General features: G+C 40.3%; 14 protein-coding genes, 2 tRNA genes and 1 pseudogene. 9 read left to right on the plus strand and 8 right to left on the minus strand.

Annotation, left to right across the window (positions count from 1 at the left end; all coding sequences use genetic code 11):
• Positions 1-20 precede the first annotated feature (20 nt).
• The 7 genes from alpA to fliK form a co-directional block, all read right to left on the minus strand.
• Positions 21-1,583: a Hop family adhesin AlpA gene (gene alpA / locus FIM66_RS06935; RefSeq protein WP_140600284.1), complete on the minus strand. Its 1,563-nt coding sequence runs from the start codon at positions 1,581-1,583 to the stop codon at positions 21-23.
• 581 nt (positions 1,584-2,164) lie between these two features.
• A complete protein-coding gene (locus tag FIM66_RS06940) occupies positions 2,165-4,195 on the minus strand; it encodes an ATP-dependent helicase (RefSeq protein WP_140600285.1) in 2,031 nt (676 codons plus the stop codon).
• Positions 4,189-5,349 (minus strand): Eco57I restriction-modification methylase domain-containing protein, encoded by a 1,161-nt coding sequence (locus FIM66_RS06945; RefSeq protein ID WP_194149269.1) that lies wholly within the window; start codon positions 5,347-5,349, stop codon positions 4,189-4,191. Before FIM66_RS06945 ends, FIM66_RS06940 begins: the two co-directional genes overlap by 7 nt.
• Positions 5,330-5,947 (minus strand): restriction endonuclease, encoded by a 618-nt coding sequence (locus FIM66_RS06950; protein WP_140600286.1) that lies wholly within the window; start codon positions 5,945-5,947, stop codon positions 5,330-5,332. The genes FIM66_RS06945 and FIM66_RS06950 overlap by 20 nt, the downstream gene beginning before the upstream one ends.
• A gap of 51 nt (positions 5,948-5,998) precedes the next feature.
• Positions 5,999-7,816: a flagellar hook protein FlgE gene (locus FIM66_RS06955; RefSeq protein WP_140600287.1), complete on the minus strand. Its 1,818-nt coding sequence runs from the start codon at positions 7,814-7,816 to the stop codon at positions 5,999-6,001.
• Complete coding sequence (gene flgD / locus FIM66_RS06960) at positions 7,813-8,787, minus strand: flagellar hook assembly protein FlgD (protein WP_140600288.1); 975 nt, start codon at positions 8,785-8,787, stop codon at positions 7,813-7,815. The genes FIM66_RS06955 and flgD overlap by 4 nt, the downstream gene beginning before the upstream one ends.
• A gap of 50 nt (positions 8,788-8,837) precedes the next feature.
• Positions 8,838-10,391 carry a flagellar hook-length control protein FliK gene (gene fliK / locus FIM66_RS06965; RefSeq protein ID WP_140600289.1) on the minus strand — a complete coding sequence of 518 codons (1,554 nt, stop codon included), beginning with the start codon at positions 10,389-10,391 and terminating at the stop codon, positions 8,838-8,840.
• A 249-nt stretch (positions 10,392-10,640) separates the two neighbouring features.
• On the opposite strand from fliK, the gene pta reads away from it, so the two are divergent.
• From pta to hypD, 7 genes and pseudogenes are all read left to right on the plus strand, one after another.
• Positions 10,641-12,197, plus strand: a complete 1,557-nt coding sequence (gene pta / locus FIM66_RS06970; RefSeq protein ID WP_140600290.1) for a phosphate acetyltransferase — start codon at positions 10,641-10,643, stop codon at positions 12,195-12,197.
• A gap of 16 nt (positions 12,198-12,213) precedes the next feature.
• A pseudogene (locus FIM66_RS06975) lies at positions 12,214-13,418 on the plus strand (acetate kinase).
• A gap of 10 nt (positions 13,419-13,428) precedes the next feature.
• A complete protein-coding gene (locus FIM66_RS06980) occupies positions 13,429-13,728 on the plus strand; it encodes a cupin domain-containing protein (protein WP_140600291.1) in 300 nt (99 codons plus the stop codon).
• 10 nt (positions 13,729-13,738) lie between these two features.
• Positions 13,739-13,867 carry a hypothetical protein gene (locus FIM66_RS08250; RefSeq protein ID WP_000973849.1) on the plus strand — a complete coding sequence of 43 codons (129 nt, stop codon included), beginning with the start codon at positions 13,739-13,741 and terminating at the stop codon, positions 13,865-13,867.
• A 111-nt stretch (positions 13,868-13,978) separates the two neighbouring features.
• On the plus strand, positions 13,979-14,707 hold the full coding sequence (hypB, locus tag FIM66_RS06990; RefSeq protein ID WP_140600292.1) for a hydrogenase nickel incorporation protein HypB: 729 nt from the start codon (positions 13,979-13,981) through the stop codon (positions 14,705-14,707).
• On the plus strand, positions 14,707-14,943 hold the full coding sequence (locus FIM66_RS06995; RefSeq protein ID WP_140548566.1) for a HypC/HybG/HupF family hydrogenase formation chaperone: 237 nt from the start codon (positions 14,707-14,709) through the stop codon (positions 14,941-14,943). Before hypB ends, FIM66_RS06995 begins: the two co-directional genes overlap by 1 nt.
• Positions 14,944-14,960: 17 nt before the next feature.
• A complete protein-coding gene (gene hypD / locus FIM66_RS07000) occupies positions 14,961-16,073 on the plus strand; it encodes a hydrogenase formation protein HypD (protein ID WP_140600293.1) in 1,113 nt (370 codons plus the stop codon).
• On the opposite strand, the gene FIM66_RS07005 is transcribed toward hypD, so the two are convergent.
• A complete protein-coding gene (locus tag FIM66_RS07005; protein WP_194147167.1) occupies positions 16,024-16,554 on the minus strand; it encodes a hypothetical protein in 531 nt (176 codons plus the stop codon). The genes hypD and FIM66_RS07005 overlap by 50 nt on opposite strands.
• A gap of 66 nt (positions 16,555-16,620) precedes the next feature.
• Here FIM66_RS07005 and FIM66_RS07010 point away from each other — a divergent pair.
• Together FIM66_RS07010 and FIM66_RS07015 are read left to right on the plus strand one after the other, a co-directional pair.
• Positions 16,621-16,695 (plus strand) — tRNA-Gln (locus FIM66_RS07010).
• Between the two features lie 21 nt (positions 16,696-16,716).
• Positions 16,717-16,793 (plus strand) — tRNA-Met (locus FIM66_RS07015).
• The last annotated feature ends 153 nt before the right edge of the window (positions 16,794-16,946 follow it).

Below are 16,946 nucleotides of genomic sequence, written 5' to 3' on the forward strand. Positions count from 1 at the left end.
TTTGTCTCTTCCCCCCTTTCTTAGAATGAATACCCATAAGACCAATAAACGCTATAAGGACGGAAATACTTCACGGTAGTCCCTGCTGATTTGTAATAAGTGTTATAAATCGTAGGCACCACTACGCCAAATTCCACCGTGTGCTGGTTGTGGCGGTTGGATTTCCCGTCCAACTTACCGAAGTTCATCCTCATACCGAAGTCAAAGAGGAACTGGAAGTGCGTGTTGTTGATTTTCCCATGCAATTTCACATTGGGGTCATCTCTGAGCGTGGATTGGAAGGTCTCACCGGCTAATTGGATACCGCTAAAAAAGCCCATATCCACAGAGCGGTTTTGATAGGAGCGGCTAAAGATGTTATACAACACATCAGTCCCCACCCCATAAGTGTATAGCCCTACATTATTTTGAGTGGATCTAAAGCCCACGCTCGCTCCGTTATAAGAAAAGAAACCATAATAGCGCAAACCGATATTCCTTTTCTTCCCGAAGAATTGCTTATAGCCCACTTTAGTGTAAAACCCGTTTAAAATATTCGTTGAACGGCTGTTCCCGGCTCTGAATTGGGGCAAGTAAGGCATGCTTCTTACTTGATTATTGAGCGCATTGATTTTATCCAAAGTTACTTGCGCGTTATAAAGAGCGTTAGGGAGCTGACTAGTGCGCCCTTGCACAGCGTTAGCTTGGTTGAAATTTATCCCGGCGTTATTAACCGCGCTCCCGCTAATGGTGTTTTTAGTGAGCTCGTTATAAACCAATTGAGATTGATCAATAATGCCTTGCACCAAGCCTGTAAAAACGGCTGAATTGAATTCTTTATTCCCAATATTGGCGGCTACGGCAGAGTTGAAAGCTTCTAAGAGCAATTCATCTTGCTTGAGCAAGTTCGCTGCGTTATTGAGGATATTTTGTTGGTTTTGAAGGTATTGGATGGCTTGTTGAGAGTAAGTTTGACCATCTGAACCAGTCGCACCACTTGAACCAGTCGCACCATTAGTAGTGGTTCCATTCTTATTCTCTAAAGCCTTATTCATCGCATTAAAAAACACATTCCCCGCATTCAAGTAGGTGAGCTGTTGTTGCATGTTGGGGAAATTGGTGTTCGTGCCGTAGTTAGTCTGGCTGCCGATCGTGCTTAAAATCCTGTCAGTCAAGCTAGGGAGCCAGTAATAGCCCGCAGCGGTGCAAGCGCTTTGAGTGTTAAGAGTTGAGCCACCAGCCGTTCCTGCAGCCGCGCAAGTCCCACTGCCTACCGCACCACTTAAAAGAGCGTTCGCGGGCACATCGCTACTATTGAGTTTCGTGGGATACGCCCCTAAAAGCGAATAAAAGTATTGGGAGAAAGCGTTACTCAACGCCCCTGCGACATTGCCTCCGGTGTTGTTGTTTAAAATGTTGTTCGTTACATCAGCGTTAAGCTCTCTTGCGAGTTCGTCGCTTTTAGCGCCGCCTGGGTTTTGGACATCTTGCATGACTTGCCCAAGCTGATAACCGACGGTGAAAAACCCTCCATCATCTTCGGCATAACTTATGCTAGCGCAAAGGGCTAGACTAAGAAACAGCGTTCTATTTTTCTTTATCATAATTTTCCTTATCAATGGGATGCTCCTTGATTGAGTTTAAATTTGGGATTTAGTTACATCAGATCTTGTAAATAATGTTTATAATACAAATTGTTAGATGTAATTAGTGATATTTTCACATAAGAAAAGTTAAACTAACCTTAAAAATCCCCTTAAAACCCCCTTATAAAGGAAATAAAGTTACAAGCATTGGAGCGCTTTTTACAAAAAAAACGGAATTTCATAGGGGATTAGCCTTAAATTTTTGGGGTTTTAAAAACGCTTTTTGGCATTCTTTGGTTTTTTTAATGTAAAATCACGCCAACGCAAATAATAATTTCTAGGTTTCTCTTTTGTTGTGAAAATTTGGAGCATGTTAGGGTTTGGGGTAATAGTGGGCGGTTACCCCGAAAGGAGATAACCAACTATGAAATTACTATTAGCAATCATAGTTTTAATGGTCCTCACAACGCCATTATACTAAAATTTTGGCTCTAGCGCAAGCTTAAAATCTATGGTTGCTAGCGTTTTTTTGTATTTTTCTTACATCTCATAAAAATCCCATCATAATACTCATTAAACAAACAATACAAAAACCAATTTTATTTTGAATCAGGTTTCAAAAGTCCTGCTTCATACAAAAACACCGAAGGCTTATGCTCTTTAGGTTTGGCGTTTTCCCTCAATTCGTTTTTCGCATAAGAAAGCCATAAATTTTCCTTAGCCCTTGTGATAGCGACATAAAAAAGCCGCCGCTCTTCTTCAATGCCCCCACCGGTATTCATGAGCTTGTGGTTAGGGAAACGACCCTCCATTAAATCTATAATGTAGACATCTTTAAACTCTAAGCCTTTAGAAGCATGCACGCTCAATAGATTCACGCCACAGCCTTGCGTGGCTTCATTTGAGCCTATTAAAGTTCCGTTTAAAAAACGCCCTAAATTTTGGTAATTTTTCGCTAAAGAACTCAGCAAGTCCATTTTTTCATTGAAGCGTTTTTGCGCTTGGAGTTTTTTAAATTCGTTATAAGAGCCGTCCTTATTTTTGGATCGCTCTTTTAAAAGGCGTGTTTTAAAGGTTTGAAAAAACGCGCTTTCTATAATGTGCTTGATTAAAGCGCTAGGGGAATGGGTAGGGGCTTTAGTATAGAGAATGAAAAAATCGCTGAGCGTTTTAGCCCCATTGAGTGAGATTTTAGGGTGCATCAACACCGGGTGCGAATGAAACGCTTTATCTATCACGCTATTAAACCTTGAGCTGTTTTCTAGAGCAAAAATTTCTTCAAAAAGCCCCATAGAGGTGATTTCTTTTTTTTTGGTGTAAATTTTGGCTTCTTTATTTGGGTGGGTTAGGGCTAGTTTGAGATCGCCATTGCCTAAAAGCATCAAGGCTTCATGAATGTCTTTAGCGGTGTTAGAGCCAATATCGCTGATACAGCTTAAAACATGAATCGCTGCCATAATGTCTTTAGGGTTGAATAGTAGCGCGCAAATATCCAACGCTAACGCCACTTCTTTGGATTCAAAAAAGCTCGCGCTCCCTTTTCTTTTGCTTGGCACATTGTAAGATCTTAAAGCGGCTTCTAATTGATCCGCACTCGCGTTATTCCTAAAAATCACTGCCACTTCTTTAAAATTCTTTCGCATGACAATGCGTTTAGCGATGTCTTGGCATTGCGCGATATTGTCGTTGTAATTTAAAAGCGCAGGCCTATTGAAATGCCCTGATTTCACCACTTCCAAATTTTTGGGGTAAATGCGCTCGTTGCGCTGTATCACTTGATTAGCGAGATCTAAAATCTCTTTAGAAGAGCGGTAGTTTTTGGTGAGCGTGAAAACCTGGGCGTTTTTGTATTTTTGAGTGAAATTAGAAATGATGGAAATATCCGCCCCATTAAAAGCGTAAATGCTCTGATCGTAATCGCCCACGCAAAACAAACTGGGAGGGTTGATAGCGTCTAAAATGGATTCTTGTAAGGGGTTAGTGTCTTGAAATTCATCGCAAAGCACTTCTTTATAAGGGCTAGGTCTTTCTAGCATCGCTTTTTTAAACAGCAGCAGCAAGTCGTTATAATCAATATAGTTATGCTTTTTTTTAGTGTTTTCAAACTCTTCTAAAATGTTTTCATAAAAGGCGGCGTATGGCGTGTGTTCAGGGTTTTTATTAGAAAGCCACGCGCTAAAATCTTCTTGTTTTAGAGCGTTAGTGTAAAGCGAATAAAGGGCGTAGAGATGCTGCGAAGTGTAGGGCTTTTTATCGTCATCTGTTAGCGCGTTTTTAGTATCCACAATGCTTTCTAAAAGTTTTTTCAATTCTTTAGGTTGCTTTAGGCTTAAATTAGGGTAATGCTCTTTTAAATAGCGATACGCTACCGCATGGAAAGTGCCCGCTTCAATTTTGGAGCTTAATTTGGAATATTTAGCCACCCTGGCAATCATTTCATTACTCGCTTTATTGGTGAAAGTCAAAAGCAAGATTTCTTCAGGCTTGATGCCGTTATCAAGCAGGTATAAAATGCGCCCCACAATGGTAGAAGTCTTTCCTGTGCCAGCGCTCGCAATGACTAAATTATGCCCTTTCAAAGCCGAAGCCGCTTTTTTTTGCTCAGGGTTTAATGGCAAAGTTTCTAACAAGTTTTACCCTCATTTAAAAAGTCTTTAGGCAAAAGAGCGTTTTCTAAAGAGCGCTGCGAAAACAAAAAACGCCCGTCGCACACAAAGCCCAATTCTTGCCAGTTGATAGCGTTGAGTTTATCACAGAGGTTTTGTAAGTCCAGGTTTTGGTCATAAGGGAATAGTGCTAAAATAGAGCCGTCATAATTAGGGCATTGGTGGATAAAAAAGGGGTTTTTTTGGCGCGTTTTGGTGTTGACATAAATGCGTTTTTTAGGGGATATGTAATGCATTCTCCCCCATTTATACCAATTATTTTCATTGAATTTCTTAATCTTTCTTTGCATCAAGCTGTCTTTATGCTGGAGTAAATAATCATTAGGCTTATTGACAAAAACCATTTTTTCTAAAACATGGGTTCTTTTTGTGATTGAGGTGACAAATTCTAAATTCTCGTATTTTTCATTTTTAAAAATCTTATCGCACCCGCTCACTGCCCCCACTTTAACCTGAAAAACCTCGCTCAATTTTTGCGTGTAAGATTGGTTGAGAAAATATAAAATGCCTTTTTTGCACAAAAATTGCAAACCATCGTTGGTGATTCTACTGAAATCGCCCTTACAAAAACGAAAAATCACGCAATTAGGCATGGCGTTTGGGAAAACCTTTTGATCGCCTAATTCAAAAAAATGCGTTATCGTGCCTTCTTTGTAAATCCATTCGTTTAATTTCACGCTAGAAGTGGATTTTAAAAAATCCCTTGGGGTGATGAAAATCAATTCGCCTTTAGGTTTTAAATGCTTGATCGCTTTTTCTATGAAAAACAAGTATAGGTTACTCCTTTCATCAAAAAGGCTGTAATGGAGTTTTTCTTTCGTGCTAGGCGCAATATCCTTGTGCTTGACATAGGGCGGGTTACCAATAATGGTGTCAAATTGATTTTCTAAAGGGTAGTCAAAAAAGTCCATGCAAAGGGCATTTTTAGGGCAGATTTTAGGATCGATTTCAATCCCTACAGCCTTTTTTAAGCGCTTTAAAAAACTCCCATCGCCAGCGCTTGGCTCTAAAACACTCCCTTGATTGTGCTTGAGAGTGAGCATGAAATCCACTATCTTTTTAGGGGTGAAAACCTGCCCTAAAGTTTTAATGTCTAAATTATTCAAAAAATTCTCCAAAAACTTCTTTGAATGTTAAATAAATACTAGCTCGTAACTTAACGCTTTTGGCTAGAGCGCTTAAGATGGAGTTTTTACTTTCAATAAAGTTTCTTTGAACGATTTCTCTGTTGTTATCCCACTTGCATTGGAAGGGCAAGTTATTGGGTTGGAGGGTTTGAATACCTTTTAAGGAATTGATAAAAATATCTTTAGGATCGTTTTTGTTGATGATTAAAAAATAATAGTCTCTGTCGGTGTTTTTGCCTAAGTCTTTATGAAGTTTTTGAAAGTATTTTTCCCATGCAATTTCGTTATTGAAAGTCGGCAATAAGCCACACAATGCATAATAAATCCCTAATTTACCATTAAGATTGTCAGCGGTTTTTGTGGTGGTGGTTTTAATATTAACAGGATAAAAAATATCGTTTTCTTCAAAACTAAAATCCCACCATTCTCTGGCTTTTGGTAGTTGGATAGGGAAAGAATGTTTGATGGCGTTTAAAATTTCTTCTTCATTGACAGATGAATTTAAGCGTCCATCCTGTAAGGGTTGAGACAAATGATAAGGGTTTGTTTTTAAAAATTCTGCAATTTCATTAAGCTGTGTGGGTATCATTAAATATCCTTATTAAAAAGGATATTTTACCACACTCCTTATTTTAGCCTCTTATTTTTTCAAGCTAATGGCTTCTTTGATCATGTCATCGCCCGCGCCAAAGGCTCTAGCGTTCATAGAATAGCCCCTTTGCATTAAAATGAGATTGGTTAGGGCGTTCCCGGCATTCACATTGCTCGTTTCTAAATATTTATGCCTGATTTTCCCAAACTTGAGCTTGCCCTCTTCGTCCCACCCTAAAATGGGGTTACCGCTTAGGGGTCTGTTTTCGCCATTAATGGTGCCTTCTTGCATTTCATAGAGGTTACCGCCGATTTTTCTTAATCCTTGATCGTTAGTGAAAGCCAAAATACCGATGCGAGCGACCGGCTCTACCACCCCGTTACTAAAGGCCAGAGAAATCACGCCATTTTCTTCAATGCGCATGTCTCTAAAAATGCCCCTAGGCTTGCCGTCTTGACTCGCTTCTAAGAGTTTAGAGTCTTGATAAGACAAATCGCTAGAATCATGGTTTTCGCTTTTATCTAAAGAATAAGTGAGCTTATTGCCCTTAAAATCCAAAGTCATGGGGGCGGATTTCATTTTATGCGTGGCTGAATCAAAGCCGACAATTTCCCAAGTGGGATCATTGATAGGGGTTTTGTTTTTGGGATCTGCGATGTAGCTTTTCACTTCCCAAGTTTGGTTTTTCCTTTTACTCGTGGGGCTTGATGTGGGATCGTTAGAATTGGTCATGTAATATTCGCTTTGGAGCAAGTATTTATCCCCAGCTTTGTCATAAATATCCACTTCTGTGCTGTAATAAGGGATTTTAATCGCTACTGAATCCCTGCTAATGCCCTTTTTCAATTCCATTTCATTCGCATTCAAGCCCAATTTATCCGCAATGCCCCCGCTCAAGCTAAATGTGATAGGCGTTTCGCTAGGATTAGCGATCTCTAATAAAAGGGGCGGGCTTTTGGCGTCTTTTTCGCTTTTGATGAGGTTTAAGTCTAGCCCGGTTTTTTCTTTAAGGAGTTTTTGCAAATCGCCTAAAGTTTTGAATTGGTTTTCGCCTTTTTCAGCGTCCCCATAAGTGAAAACAAAATCCTCTTTTTTGCCATCTTCTTTTTGGATACTGATGTTTAATTTACGATTAGTGATCGCGTCTATTGGCTCGTTATCGTCATTCGCTAAAGCGTTAATATCCTGGTTTAAAAAACGCTCTTTAATGATCTCGCCCTTATCGTTTAAGAAAAAATCTTGCACGCCTTTTAAATGGTCTTTAGGGTTTAGATTCACGCTAATACCCACTTTCGTGCTAAGCACGGGCTGGTAAGTCAAATCTTGGGGGATTTGTAAGGGCGAAAGGGTGTTGCCATGCAATTTTTCAATGTCTTCATCTCTGGCGGTGGAATTGAGCGTGCCGTCTTTGATTTTTTTCAAATCAATGCCATAGACATAATAGCCCTCAGGGGTTACTAAATAGCCATCAGCGTCTCTAGCGAAATTACCGGCGCGGGTTAGGAAATTATCCTGTTTTTTGCTAAAGCCGTCTTTATTAATGGTCATTTCCCCATTTTTATTGGGCCCTATCACAAACCAGCCCTTGCCTTGATACGCCATATGAAATTCCCCCTCGCTTGGCATGTATTCCCCGTCTTTATTAGAAAGGACATTGCCTGATCCTGTAACGCCGTAATTTCGGTCATTAGCCACAACGGATTTGGCGTTCAAAGCGTCTAAATGCGAAGAAAATAGGGTCTTAAACTCCGGATCATTGGAGCGATAGCCTAAAGTATTGACATTGGCGATATTGTTTGAAAGGCTATCAATGCCAAACTGGTGGGTCTTAATCCCGCTATAAGCGTTTAATAAGGTGTCGTTCATGCTGTCTCTTTAGGGGGGGTTTGGGGCTTTTGATCAGAGAGTTTTTGATCAAGCGGTTTTTGATCAAGCGACTTTTGTTCAGAGAGCTTTTGAGGTTTTTGATCAGAGAGCTTTTGATCAAGGGGTTTTTGTTCGAGCGGCTTTTGATCAAGGGGTTTTTGATCCGGTTTGTAAAACTCTATCGCGCTGTCTATGGGTAAAACCATTTCGCCCATTCTTAGCATGGGCTTGCCTTTATCAAAAATCACGCTTTCCACTTCGCCCCTACCGATGCGCGTTTGCAAATACTGCTTGCTTTGGGAGTCTAAATTGTATTCAGCCTTGATTTTATAATTGCCTTTAGGGACTTTTTCGCCCTTTTCGTTTGTGCCGTCCCATTCAAAATTGATATACCCCTTTTGCCCGTTATAATCTTTTAAAGGAATCGTTTTGACTAATTCATTGTTTTCGTTTAGGATTTGAATCGCTGGCACTCCTTTAGAGGCGTCAATTTTTTCATCAAAAAAGAGCGAGAAAGAAAGCTTGTTATTGCCATCAAAATTTGCCCCGCTCACATCGGTTTCAGCGATTTTGCCTATCATGCTCACAGAATTAAGGGCCGTTACTTCCTTTAAAGCGTTATTCGCTTTCAAGCTATCGTCCATGCCTTTATTAAGGTTTTCCATGGTGTCTTTTAAAGCGCCTTGAAAGTCTTTTAAAGATTCGTTAGTTTCTTTATTGGATTTCATGGCACTGGCGACTTCTTGCATGGTCTTTTTGTTTTCTTCTTGCATTTCCACTTGCGTGAGTTGCGCGGTTTGGGTGATGATCTTATCCGTTTCCATAGGAGCGGTGGGGTCTTGATTTTTCAATTGCTCTAAAAAGAGTTTCATAAAAGCGTTTTTATCCAACCCGTTAGCGATGGTGGGCTGTTCTTTTTTCCTTTCTTGTGCGGCTTTAGCTCCTGTAACTTCTGCTAAATCAATGGCCATGATCTCTTCCTTATTAAAGATGTCTTATTATAGAGCAAACTTGCTTAAAATCACGCATAAAGAGTGATTTGCATGCTCGTTTCTTGGTGTTCATGGTCTGTATTCTCTTGGTAGCTTTTTAGGGCGTTTTCTTTTAAGGGGGTTAATTCCTGTTCTTTGAATGGCTCTTTAAATGGCTCTTTGGGTTGCTCTTTAGAAGAATCTTGCGAAAAGCTCAAATCCACCCCTTCAAAACCTAAAGCGTTCAGGCTGTTTTTGAGATCTTGTTGGTTGTCCAAAAAGGTTTGCAAGCTGTTGTTATGAGAAATCACGCTCACTTTAAGGTTTTTACCCACTTTTTGAATAATCACTTCAACCTTGCCTAATTCCTTAGGGAATAAATCCATAGAGATCCTACTCATGGGGGGTTTGTATTCTTGGATTTCTTGCTTTAATTGTTGGGTGAAATGCTTGATCGTCTCTTTAGGGGTAACGCTTTTATTCTCGCTTGTCTTATCGCTAGCTTGGGTGTTTTGCGCGCTTTGAGCACTGCTATTAGTTTCTTTAGCTTTTTCTTTATTATCGCTTATTTCTTTAGTTTTTTCTTCTTTTTCTAGGGGCGTTGGAATATTATCGTTAGGGGGAGGGTTAGCTCCTATTAAAGGCCTTAAAGGAGGCGTTTTAAGAGGGATTTTAGGGGCATTTTCTGGCGTCGCGCTTGGGGTTGCAATTTGGGTTTTAGCGTGAATAGGGGTTTTTTCTGGCTTTTTTTTAGAAAGCGTTTTATCCCTTTTAATGGCGTTCATTTGTAAAGCTTCCTTTAAAGGGGGCGTTTTTTTTTCATTATTTGGGGGGTTTGTGTGTTCTTTATTTTGCGGTTCTTTTTTTTCTAAAGATTGCAAAACGCTAGAAAGGTTGGCGGTGTTTTTAGCGTCGTTCTTTGCAAGGGTTTGGTTAGTGGGCGTTTGCGTTGTTTTCAAAGCGAGATGATCGCTCGCATTTAAGGGGTTTTTATTTTCTGGGGTCGTGGCCGCTTGAATGTTGCTGGCGTTTAAGTCATGTTTTTGGCTGAGCGTTTGGATGTCTTTAAGGGTTTTTGGATCTTTAGCGTTATGGGTTGGAGTGGTGGGTTTTTGGGTAGTGTTAGCGTTGTTAGCGCGATTAGTGGGGGTTATAGGGTTTTTATTAGGCAAGTTTGTTTGATGAGCGTTAGAAGCAACTTCGTTAGGCTTTTTTTCATTCTTGTTTAAAGTTTCGTTAGGGGTTTTGGGGTTAGTTTCATTAGCCTCATGGGTTTCATGTTGAGTCTCATGTTCGGCTGTTGTTTTTTGGTGGTTGAGTAAATCTTTTAGGGTAGGGGCTTGTTGGTCTTTAGCGAGGTTTTGAGCGTGTTGGTGGTTTAGGGTAGGGGTTTTTTCAAGTGCTTTAGCGTCTTTTGGCGCGTCTTTTAACGCGCTAGGATTTTCTTTAGGGGTGGTTTTGTCTTTAGAGATCTTTTGGTTTAAGATCTTACTGAAATCCTTTGATGTGCTTTTAGGGGCGTTTTTGGTGTCTTTAACTTCGTTTTTCGCCCCGCTGTTTAAAGCGTTTGCGTTGGTGTGAATGGGATTAACAAGAGATGGCATGACTATCCTTTAAAACAACTCTTTTATTTTACATGGTGGGAGTCAAGCAAAAAGAGTTCCTTAAGACGCGTGATCAAATCTAAAAATGCTAAAGGTGTTTTTTAAAACGAAAAACCCCATTTTTTAAAAATAAAAGTTGTCGTTATTCGTGCTTAATGAGAACAGAGGTTTTTAAAACTATGGTTTCGTTTAGGTTTAATTAAATTTTGCTACAATTAAATAAAAACGATGATTTTAAGGGAGATTGGCATGCAAAGTTTATGGATTTACCCAGAGGATACCGAAGTTTTAGGGGTTGCTTGTAAGAGCCTTTTGAAAGCGCTAAAGTCTCGTTATCAAAAAATCGCCTTGTTTTCACCCATTAATGGGGGGTGCGAGGGCTTGGGGGAGTGTGAGAGCCCAAGCACTTTAGGGATCCATAGCACCATAGACAAACAAAAGGCTTTAGAGCTTGTAAGCACCGCTCAAGAAGAGTTACTATTTGAAACGATTCTCAAACGCTATGATGAATTACAAACCACGCATGATTTTGTCATTAATTTAGGGTATGCGCCGAAGTTTTTCTTAAACGCTCTGTTAGATTTAAACACCATTTTAGCCAAGCATTTAAACGCTCCTGTGGTGGCTGTTGCACAAACGAGTTTGGAATATTTGAAAGCCATGCACTCTCATATTCTCAAAAAAGAAGCCCCTTTCGCTATAGGGTTATTTGCGGGCGAAACGCTTGAAAAACCACATTTTTTAAGCACGCCTCTTTGTAAGCAACAATGCGAATTAGAAGCGAGCGCGATTGAAAATTTGTTGCAAACAAAAAGCGAGATTATTACCCCTTTAGCCTTTCAAAGGAGCTTGGAAAAAAAGGCTAAAAAGCAGATTAAAAAAGTCGTTTTACCCGAGAGCGAAGATGAAAGGATTTTAAAAGCCGTGCATCGTTTGAATTTAATGGGTGCGGTGGGGTTGATTTTATTGGGCGATAAAGAAGCCATTAACTCCCAAGCGAAAAATTTGAACTTGAATTTGGAAAATGTAGAAATCATCGATCCCAACACTTCGCATTATAGAGAAGAATTCGCTAAAAGCTTGTATGAATTGCGAAAATCAAAGGGATTGAGTGAGCAAGAAGCCGAGCAATTAGCGTTGGATAAAACTTATTTTGCGACCATGCTCGTGCATTTAGGCTACGCGCATGCCATGGTTTCTGGGGTCAATCACACCACCGCTGAGACCATTAGACCCGCTTTACAAATCATTAAAACCAAGCCTGGCGTGAGCCTGGTTTCAAGCGTGTTTTTAATGTGTTTGGACACTCAAGTGCTAGTCTTTGGGGATTGCGCGATTATCCCTAACCCTAGCCCTAAAGAATTAGCCGAGATCGCTACCACTTCCGCGCAAACAGCGAAGCAATTCAATATCGTGCCTAAAGTGGCCCTGCTTTCTTATGCGACAGGAAATTCCGCTCAAGGCGAAATGATAGACAAGATCAAAGAAGCCCTAACAATCGCGCAAAAATTAGATCCCCAATTAGAAATTGATGGCCCTTTACAATTTGACGCTTCCATTGATAAAGGCGTAGCGAAGAAAAAGATGCCTAACAGCCAAGTGGCCGGGCAAGCCAGCGTTTTTATTTTCCCGGATTTAAACGCCGGGAACATCGCTTATAAAGCGGTGCAACGGAGCGCTAAAGCCGTGGCGATAGGGCCTATCTTACAAGGCTTGAACAAGCCCATTAACGATTTGAGTAGGGGTGCTTTAGTGGAAGATATTATCAACACCGTTTTGATTAGCGCCATTCAAGCGCAAGATTAATTGACTAGGAGAAATGATGGAAATTTTAGTTTTGAATCTGGGTAGTTCGTCTATTAAGTTTAAATTGTTTGACATGAAAGAAAACAAGCCCTTAGCGAGCGGTTTAGCCGAAAAATCGGCGAAGAAATAGGGCAGTTGAAAATCAAATCGCATTTGCACCATAACGATCAAGAATTAAAAGAAAAGCTTGTGATTAAAGATCATGCGATCGGGCTTTTAATGATTCGTGAGAATTTAACGAAAATGGGGATCATCAAAGATTTCAATCAAATTGACGCTATAGGGCATCGTGTGGTTCAAGGGGGGGATAAATTCCATGCCCCGGTTTTAGTCAATGAAAAAGTCATGCGAGAAATTGGCAATCTTTCTATTTTAGCCCCCTTACACAACCCGGCGAATTTAGCCGGTATTGAGTTTGTCAAAAAAGCGCACCCCCATATCCCTCAAATCGCTGTTTTTGACACCGCATTCCATGCCAGCATGCCCAGTTACGCTTACATGTATGCGTTACCTTATGAATTGTATGAAAAGTATCAAATCCGCCGTTATGGTTTCCATGGGACTTCACACCATTATGTGGCTAAAGAAGCGGCGAAGTTTTTGAATATCGCTTATGAGGAATTTAACGCTATCAGTTTGCATTTAGGGAACGGCTCAAGCGCAACAGCCATTCAAAAGGGTAAAAGCGTGGACACTTCTATGGGGCTAACCCCTTTAGAAGGCTTGATCATGGGCACAAGGTGTGGGGACATTGATCCTACTGTGGTGGAATACATCGCGCAATGCGCTAATAAAAGTTTAGAAGAAGTGATGAAAATTTTAAACCATGAAAGCGGCTTGAAAGGCATTTGTGGGGATAATGACGCCAGAAACATAGAAGCCAGAAAAGAAAAAGGCGATAAGCAAGCCAAGCTCGCTTTTGAAATGTGCGCTTATCGCATTAAAAAGGATGTTGGGGCTTACATGGCAGTCTTAAAAAAAGTAGATGCGATCATTTTTACAGGGGGATTAGGGGAAAACTACTCGGCTTTAAGAGAGAGCGTGTGTGAAGGTTTAGAAAATTTAGGTATTGTTTTGAATAAAACCATTAATAACGAACCAGGAAGTGGGTTAGTGGATTTAAGCCAGCCTAATACTAAAGTCCAAATTTTACGAATCCCTACTGATGAAGAGCTAGAAATCGCTTTACAAGCCAAAGAAATAGTAGAAAAATTAAAATAAAGGTTGTTTGATGAAAGTGGTTCATTTTTTAGAGGGCGTTCATTTTGAAAAACTCCACATTGAAACGCTGAATGAAAATTCTTCCAATAAGGAAATCCGTATTTGCATGCCCAAAGGAGCTGTCATGGACAAACACAAGGCCCCGGGAGCGATCAGCGTGCAGGTTTTAGAGGGCAAAATCGTTTTTGAAGTGGGAGATGAAAAAATAGAAGTGCCTAAGGGAGCGTTAATCAGCCTGGAAGCCCAAGTTTCGCATCGTTTGGACGCTTTAGAAAATAGCGTTATAAGATTGTCTTTGAGTAAAAAATAAGGAAAATCAAATGATGAAAGCCGTTTTTATCAATGTTTGGTATTTGCTTTTAACCATCATTTTATTAATCATCATATGGAGGATCATTAAATTAGTGTTAAAAGATAAAAACGACAGCGGCGATAAGGGGTTAGGGTAAAGCATGTTTTTGATCTAAAAAGATGAGCCAAAAAGATAAAAGAAGTCGTTTAATGATAGTCGTTTAATTAAGCACGCTACAATACGAAAATTTTAAAAGAAAGGAATAAGCATGAGCGAACAACGAAAAGAATCTTTACAAAATAACCCTAATTTGAGTAAAAAAGATGTCAAAATCGTGGAAAAGATTTTGAGCAAGAACGACATTAAAGCCGCTGAAATGAAAGAACGCTATTTAAAAGAAGGGCTGTATGTGCTGAATTTCATGAGCTCTCCAGGCAGCGGTAAAACCACGATGCTAGAAAATCTAGCGGGTTTTAAAGACTTTAAGTTTTGCGTGGTAGAGGGCGATTTGCAAACCAATAGAGATGCAGACAGATTGCGTAAAAAAGGCGTGAGCGCGCACCAGATCACCACCGGCGAAGCGTGCCATTTGGAAGCGAGCATGATTGAAGGGGCGTTTGATTTGCTCAAAGATGAGGGAGCGTTAGAAAGAAGCGATTTTTTAATCATTGAAAATGTGGGGAATTTGGTTTGCCCTTCAAGCTATAATCTGGGAGCGGCGATGAATATCGTTTTACTCTCAGTCCCAGAGGGCGATGATAAGGTGCTAAAATACCCCACGATGTTCATGTGCGCGGATGCGGTAATTATCAGTAAAGCGGACATGATTGAGGTATTTAATTTCAGGGTTTCTCAAGTCAAAGAAGACATGCAAAAATTAAAGCCTGAAGTGCCCATTTTTTTAATGAGTTCCAAAGACCCTAAAAGCTTGGAAGATTTTAAAAATTTCCTTTTAGAAAAAAAGCGTGAAAATTACCAATCCACGCATTCGTTTTAATGTGTTTAGCGATCCCCTCTAAAGTCATAGCCATTAACGATAATGTGGCGCTCTTGGAAACTTTAGGCGTTCAAAGAGAGGCGAGCTTGGATTTAATGGGCGAGTCCGTTAAAGTGGGCGATTATGTGTTGTTACACATCGGCTATGTGATGAGCAAGATTGATGAAAAAGAAGCCCTAGAATCCATTGCGCTTTATCAACAAATGATTGCTAAAATGAACGAAACGCATGAATAAATGCATGAATAAAAACAATGAGCGTTGATCACCTCATTTCGCCCTTTAGAGACAAGCGAACCCTTTTAGCGCTCTCTAATGCAATCAAAAAACTCGCTTTTAAACTTGAAAAAAAATTAGTCATCATGGAAGTGTGCGGAGGGCATACGCATTCTATCATGAAATACGGGCTTTTAGATTTGATGCCTAACAATTTAGAGTTTGTGCATGGGCCGGGGTGTCCGGTATGCGTGATGCCAAGAGCGCGCCTTGATGAAGCTTATGAGTTAGCCACGATCAAAGATAGCATTATCTTAAGCTTAGGGGATATGATGAAAGTCCCAGGGAGCTATGGGAGTTTGATACAAGCCAGAGAAAAGGGGTTAGATGCGCGCTTTTTGTATTCGCCCATGCAAGCTTTAGAGATCGCTAAAGAAAACCCGCATAAAAAAGTCATTTATATTGCGATCGGTTTTGAGACCACCACGCCGATGACAGCCAGTGTTTTACTGAGTGCCAAAAAAGAAAAACTCCACAATCTTTTTTTCCACATCAACCACATTTTAGTGCCTCCCAGCGTGAGCACGATTTTAGAAGATAAAGCATGCCAGATTAACGCTCTTTTAGCCCCTAGCCATGTGAGCGTGATAAGCGGCGCTCAAATCTACGCTCCTCTAGTGGATCGCTTTCAACTCCCCATTATTGTGAGCGGTTTTGAGCCGGTGGATATATTAGAAAGCGTGCTGATGCTCATCAAACAAGCCTTAAACAAAGAAGCCAAGCTAGAAATCCAATACAAAAGAGCGGTGAGCTATGAAGGGAATACAAAAGCGCAAGCGTTAGTGAATGCATGCATGGAAGTTAGGGAAAATTTTGAATGGAGAGGTTTGGGGAATATCAAATATTCCGCCCTAAAGCTTAAAGAAGCATTCGCCTCCTATGACGCTGAAAGAGTCTTTAAAGAACACTTAAGCCACAAAACCTCTAAAGAAAACAAAGCATGCAAGTGCGGGGAGATTTTAAAAGGCATCGCTAAGCCCCTAGACTGCTCGCTATTCGCCACAACTTGCACCCCACAAAACCCGATCGGCAGTTGCATGGTCAGCTCTGAGGGGGCGTGCGCGGCGTATTATCGTTACAAGCGCGTTTGAGCTTTGAAAATTGCTTTTTGGTGAAATCGCTCAAACCCTCACAATTGACATTGATGCTAACCGGTTTTTTAGGGGGGTTTTCTTTTTTTATAACCGGTTTTTGATACGCCCTTTTTCTCACGCTCGCTTGAATGCTTGTAAAATCAAAGGGGTAATTTAGGGCTTTTAGGGTTTTTTTTGTTTCTAAAAAATGGGCTTTTAAATTCTTGGTGTAATAATCTTTTTCTGTTTCAAAGGCTTTCAAGAAACTCGGGTGCGTGAAATAGATTTTTAGGATTTGGTGTTCAATTTTAGCGTATCTAAACCCTTTCTTTAAATCCCCTAAAATTCCAGCCACATAATGATTGATCACTTCTCTTCGCTTGAGCTGGAGCTTTAAATTTTTAAACGCAGACATTTGGCCGATCTTTTTAAACAGCAAAAAGGTTTCTTTCTTTTTGAGATAGCGTTTGTAAATGAGGGGGTCAAATCCATTTTCCATGATGAAATTATAGCGTTTTAGCTTGACTTTTTTAAAAAGCTTTTGTATAATGCTCCTTTGATTTGTTGGGGTGTCGCCAAGCGGTAAGGCACCAGGTTTTGGTCCTGGCATTCCGAGGTTCGAATCCTTGCACCCCAACCATTTTTTCCTTTATTAGCGTGTCGCGGAGTAGAGCAGTCCGGTAGCTCGTTGGGCTCATAACCCAAAGGTCAGTGGTTCAAATCCATTCTCCGCAACCAATCCCTTTTTTTAAATTTAACTCTGTTAAATAGAATTTATAGAATTTAAAAAATGCTTTAGCATTTTTAAGATAAATAATAAAAGAGCTTGCGTCAAGCAAGCGATAACTTTACTAAAAAAGCGGTCTTGGGGGGTTAGGGGGATTTTAAGGG

The sequence above is a fragment of the Helicobacter pylori genome (genome assembly GCF_006439795.1).
Lineage (GTDB): Bacteria > Campylobacterota > Campylobacteria > Campylobacterales > Helicobacteraceae > Helicobacter > Helicobacter pylori_CR.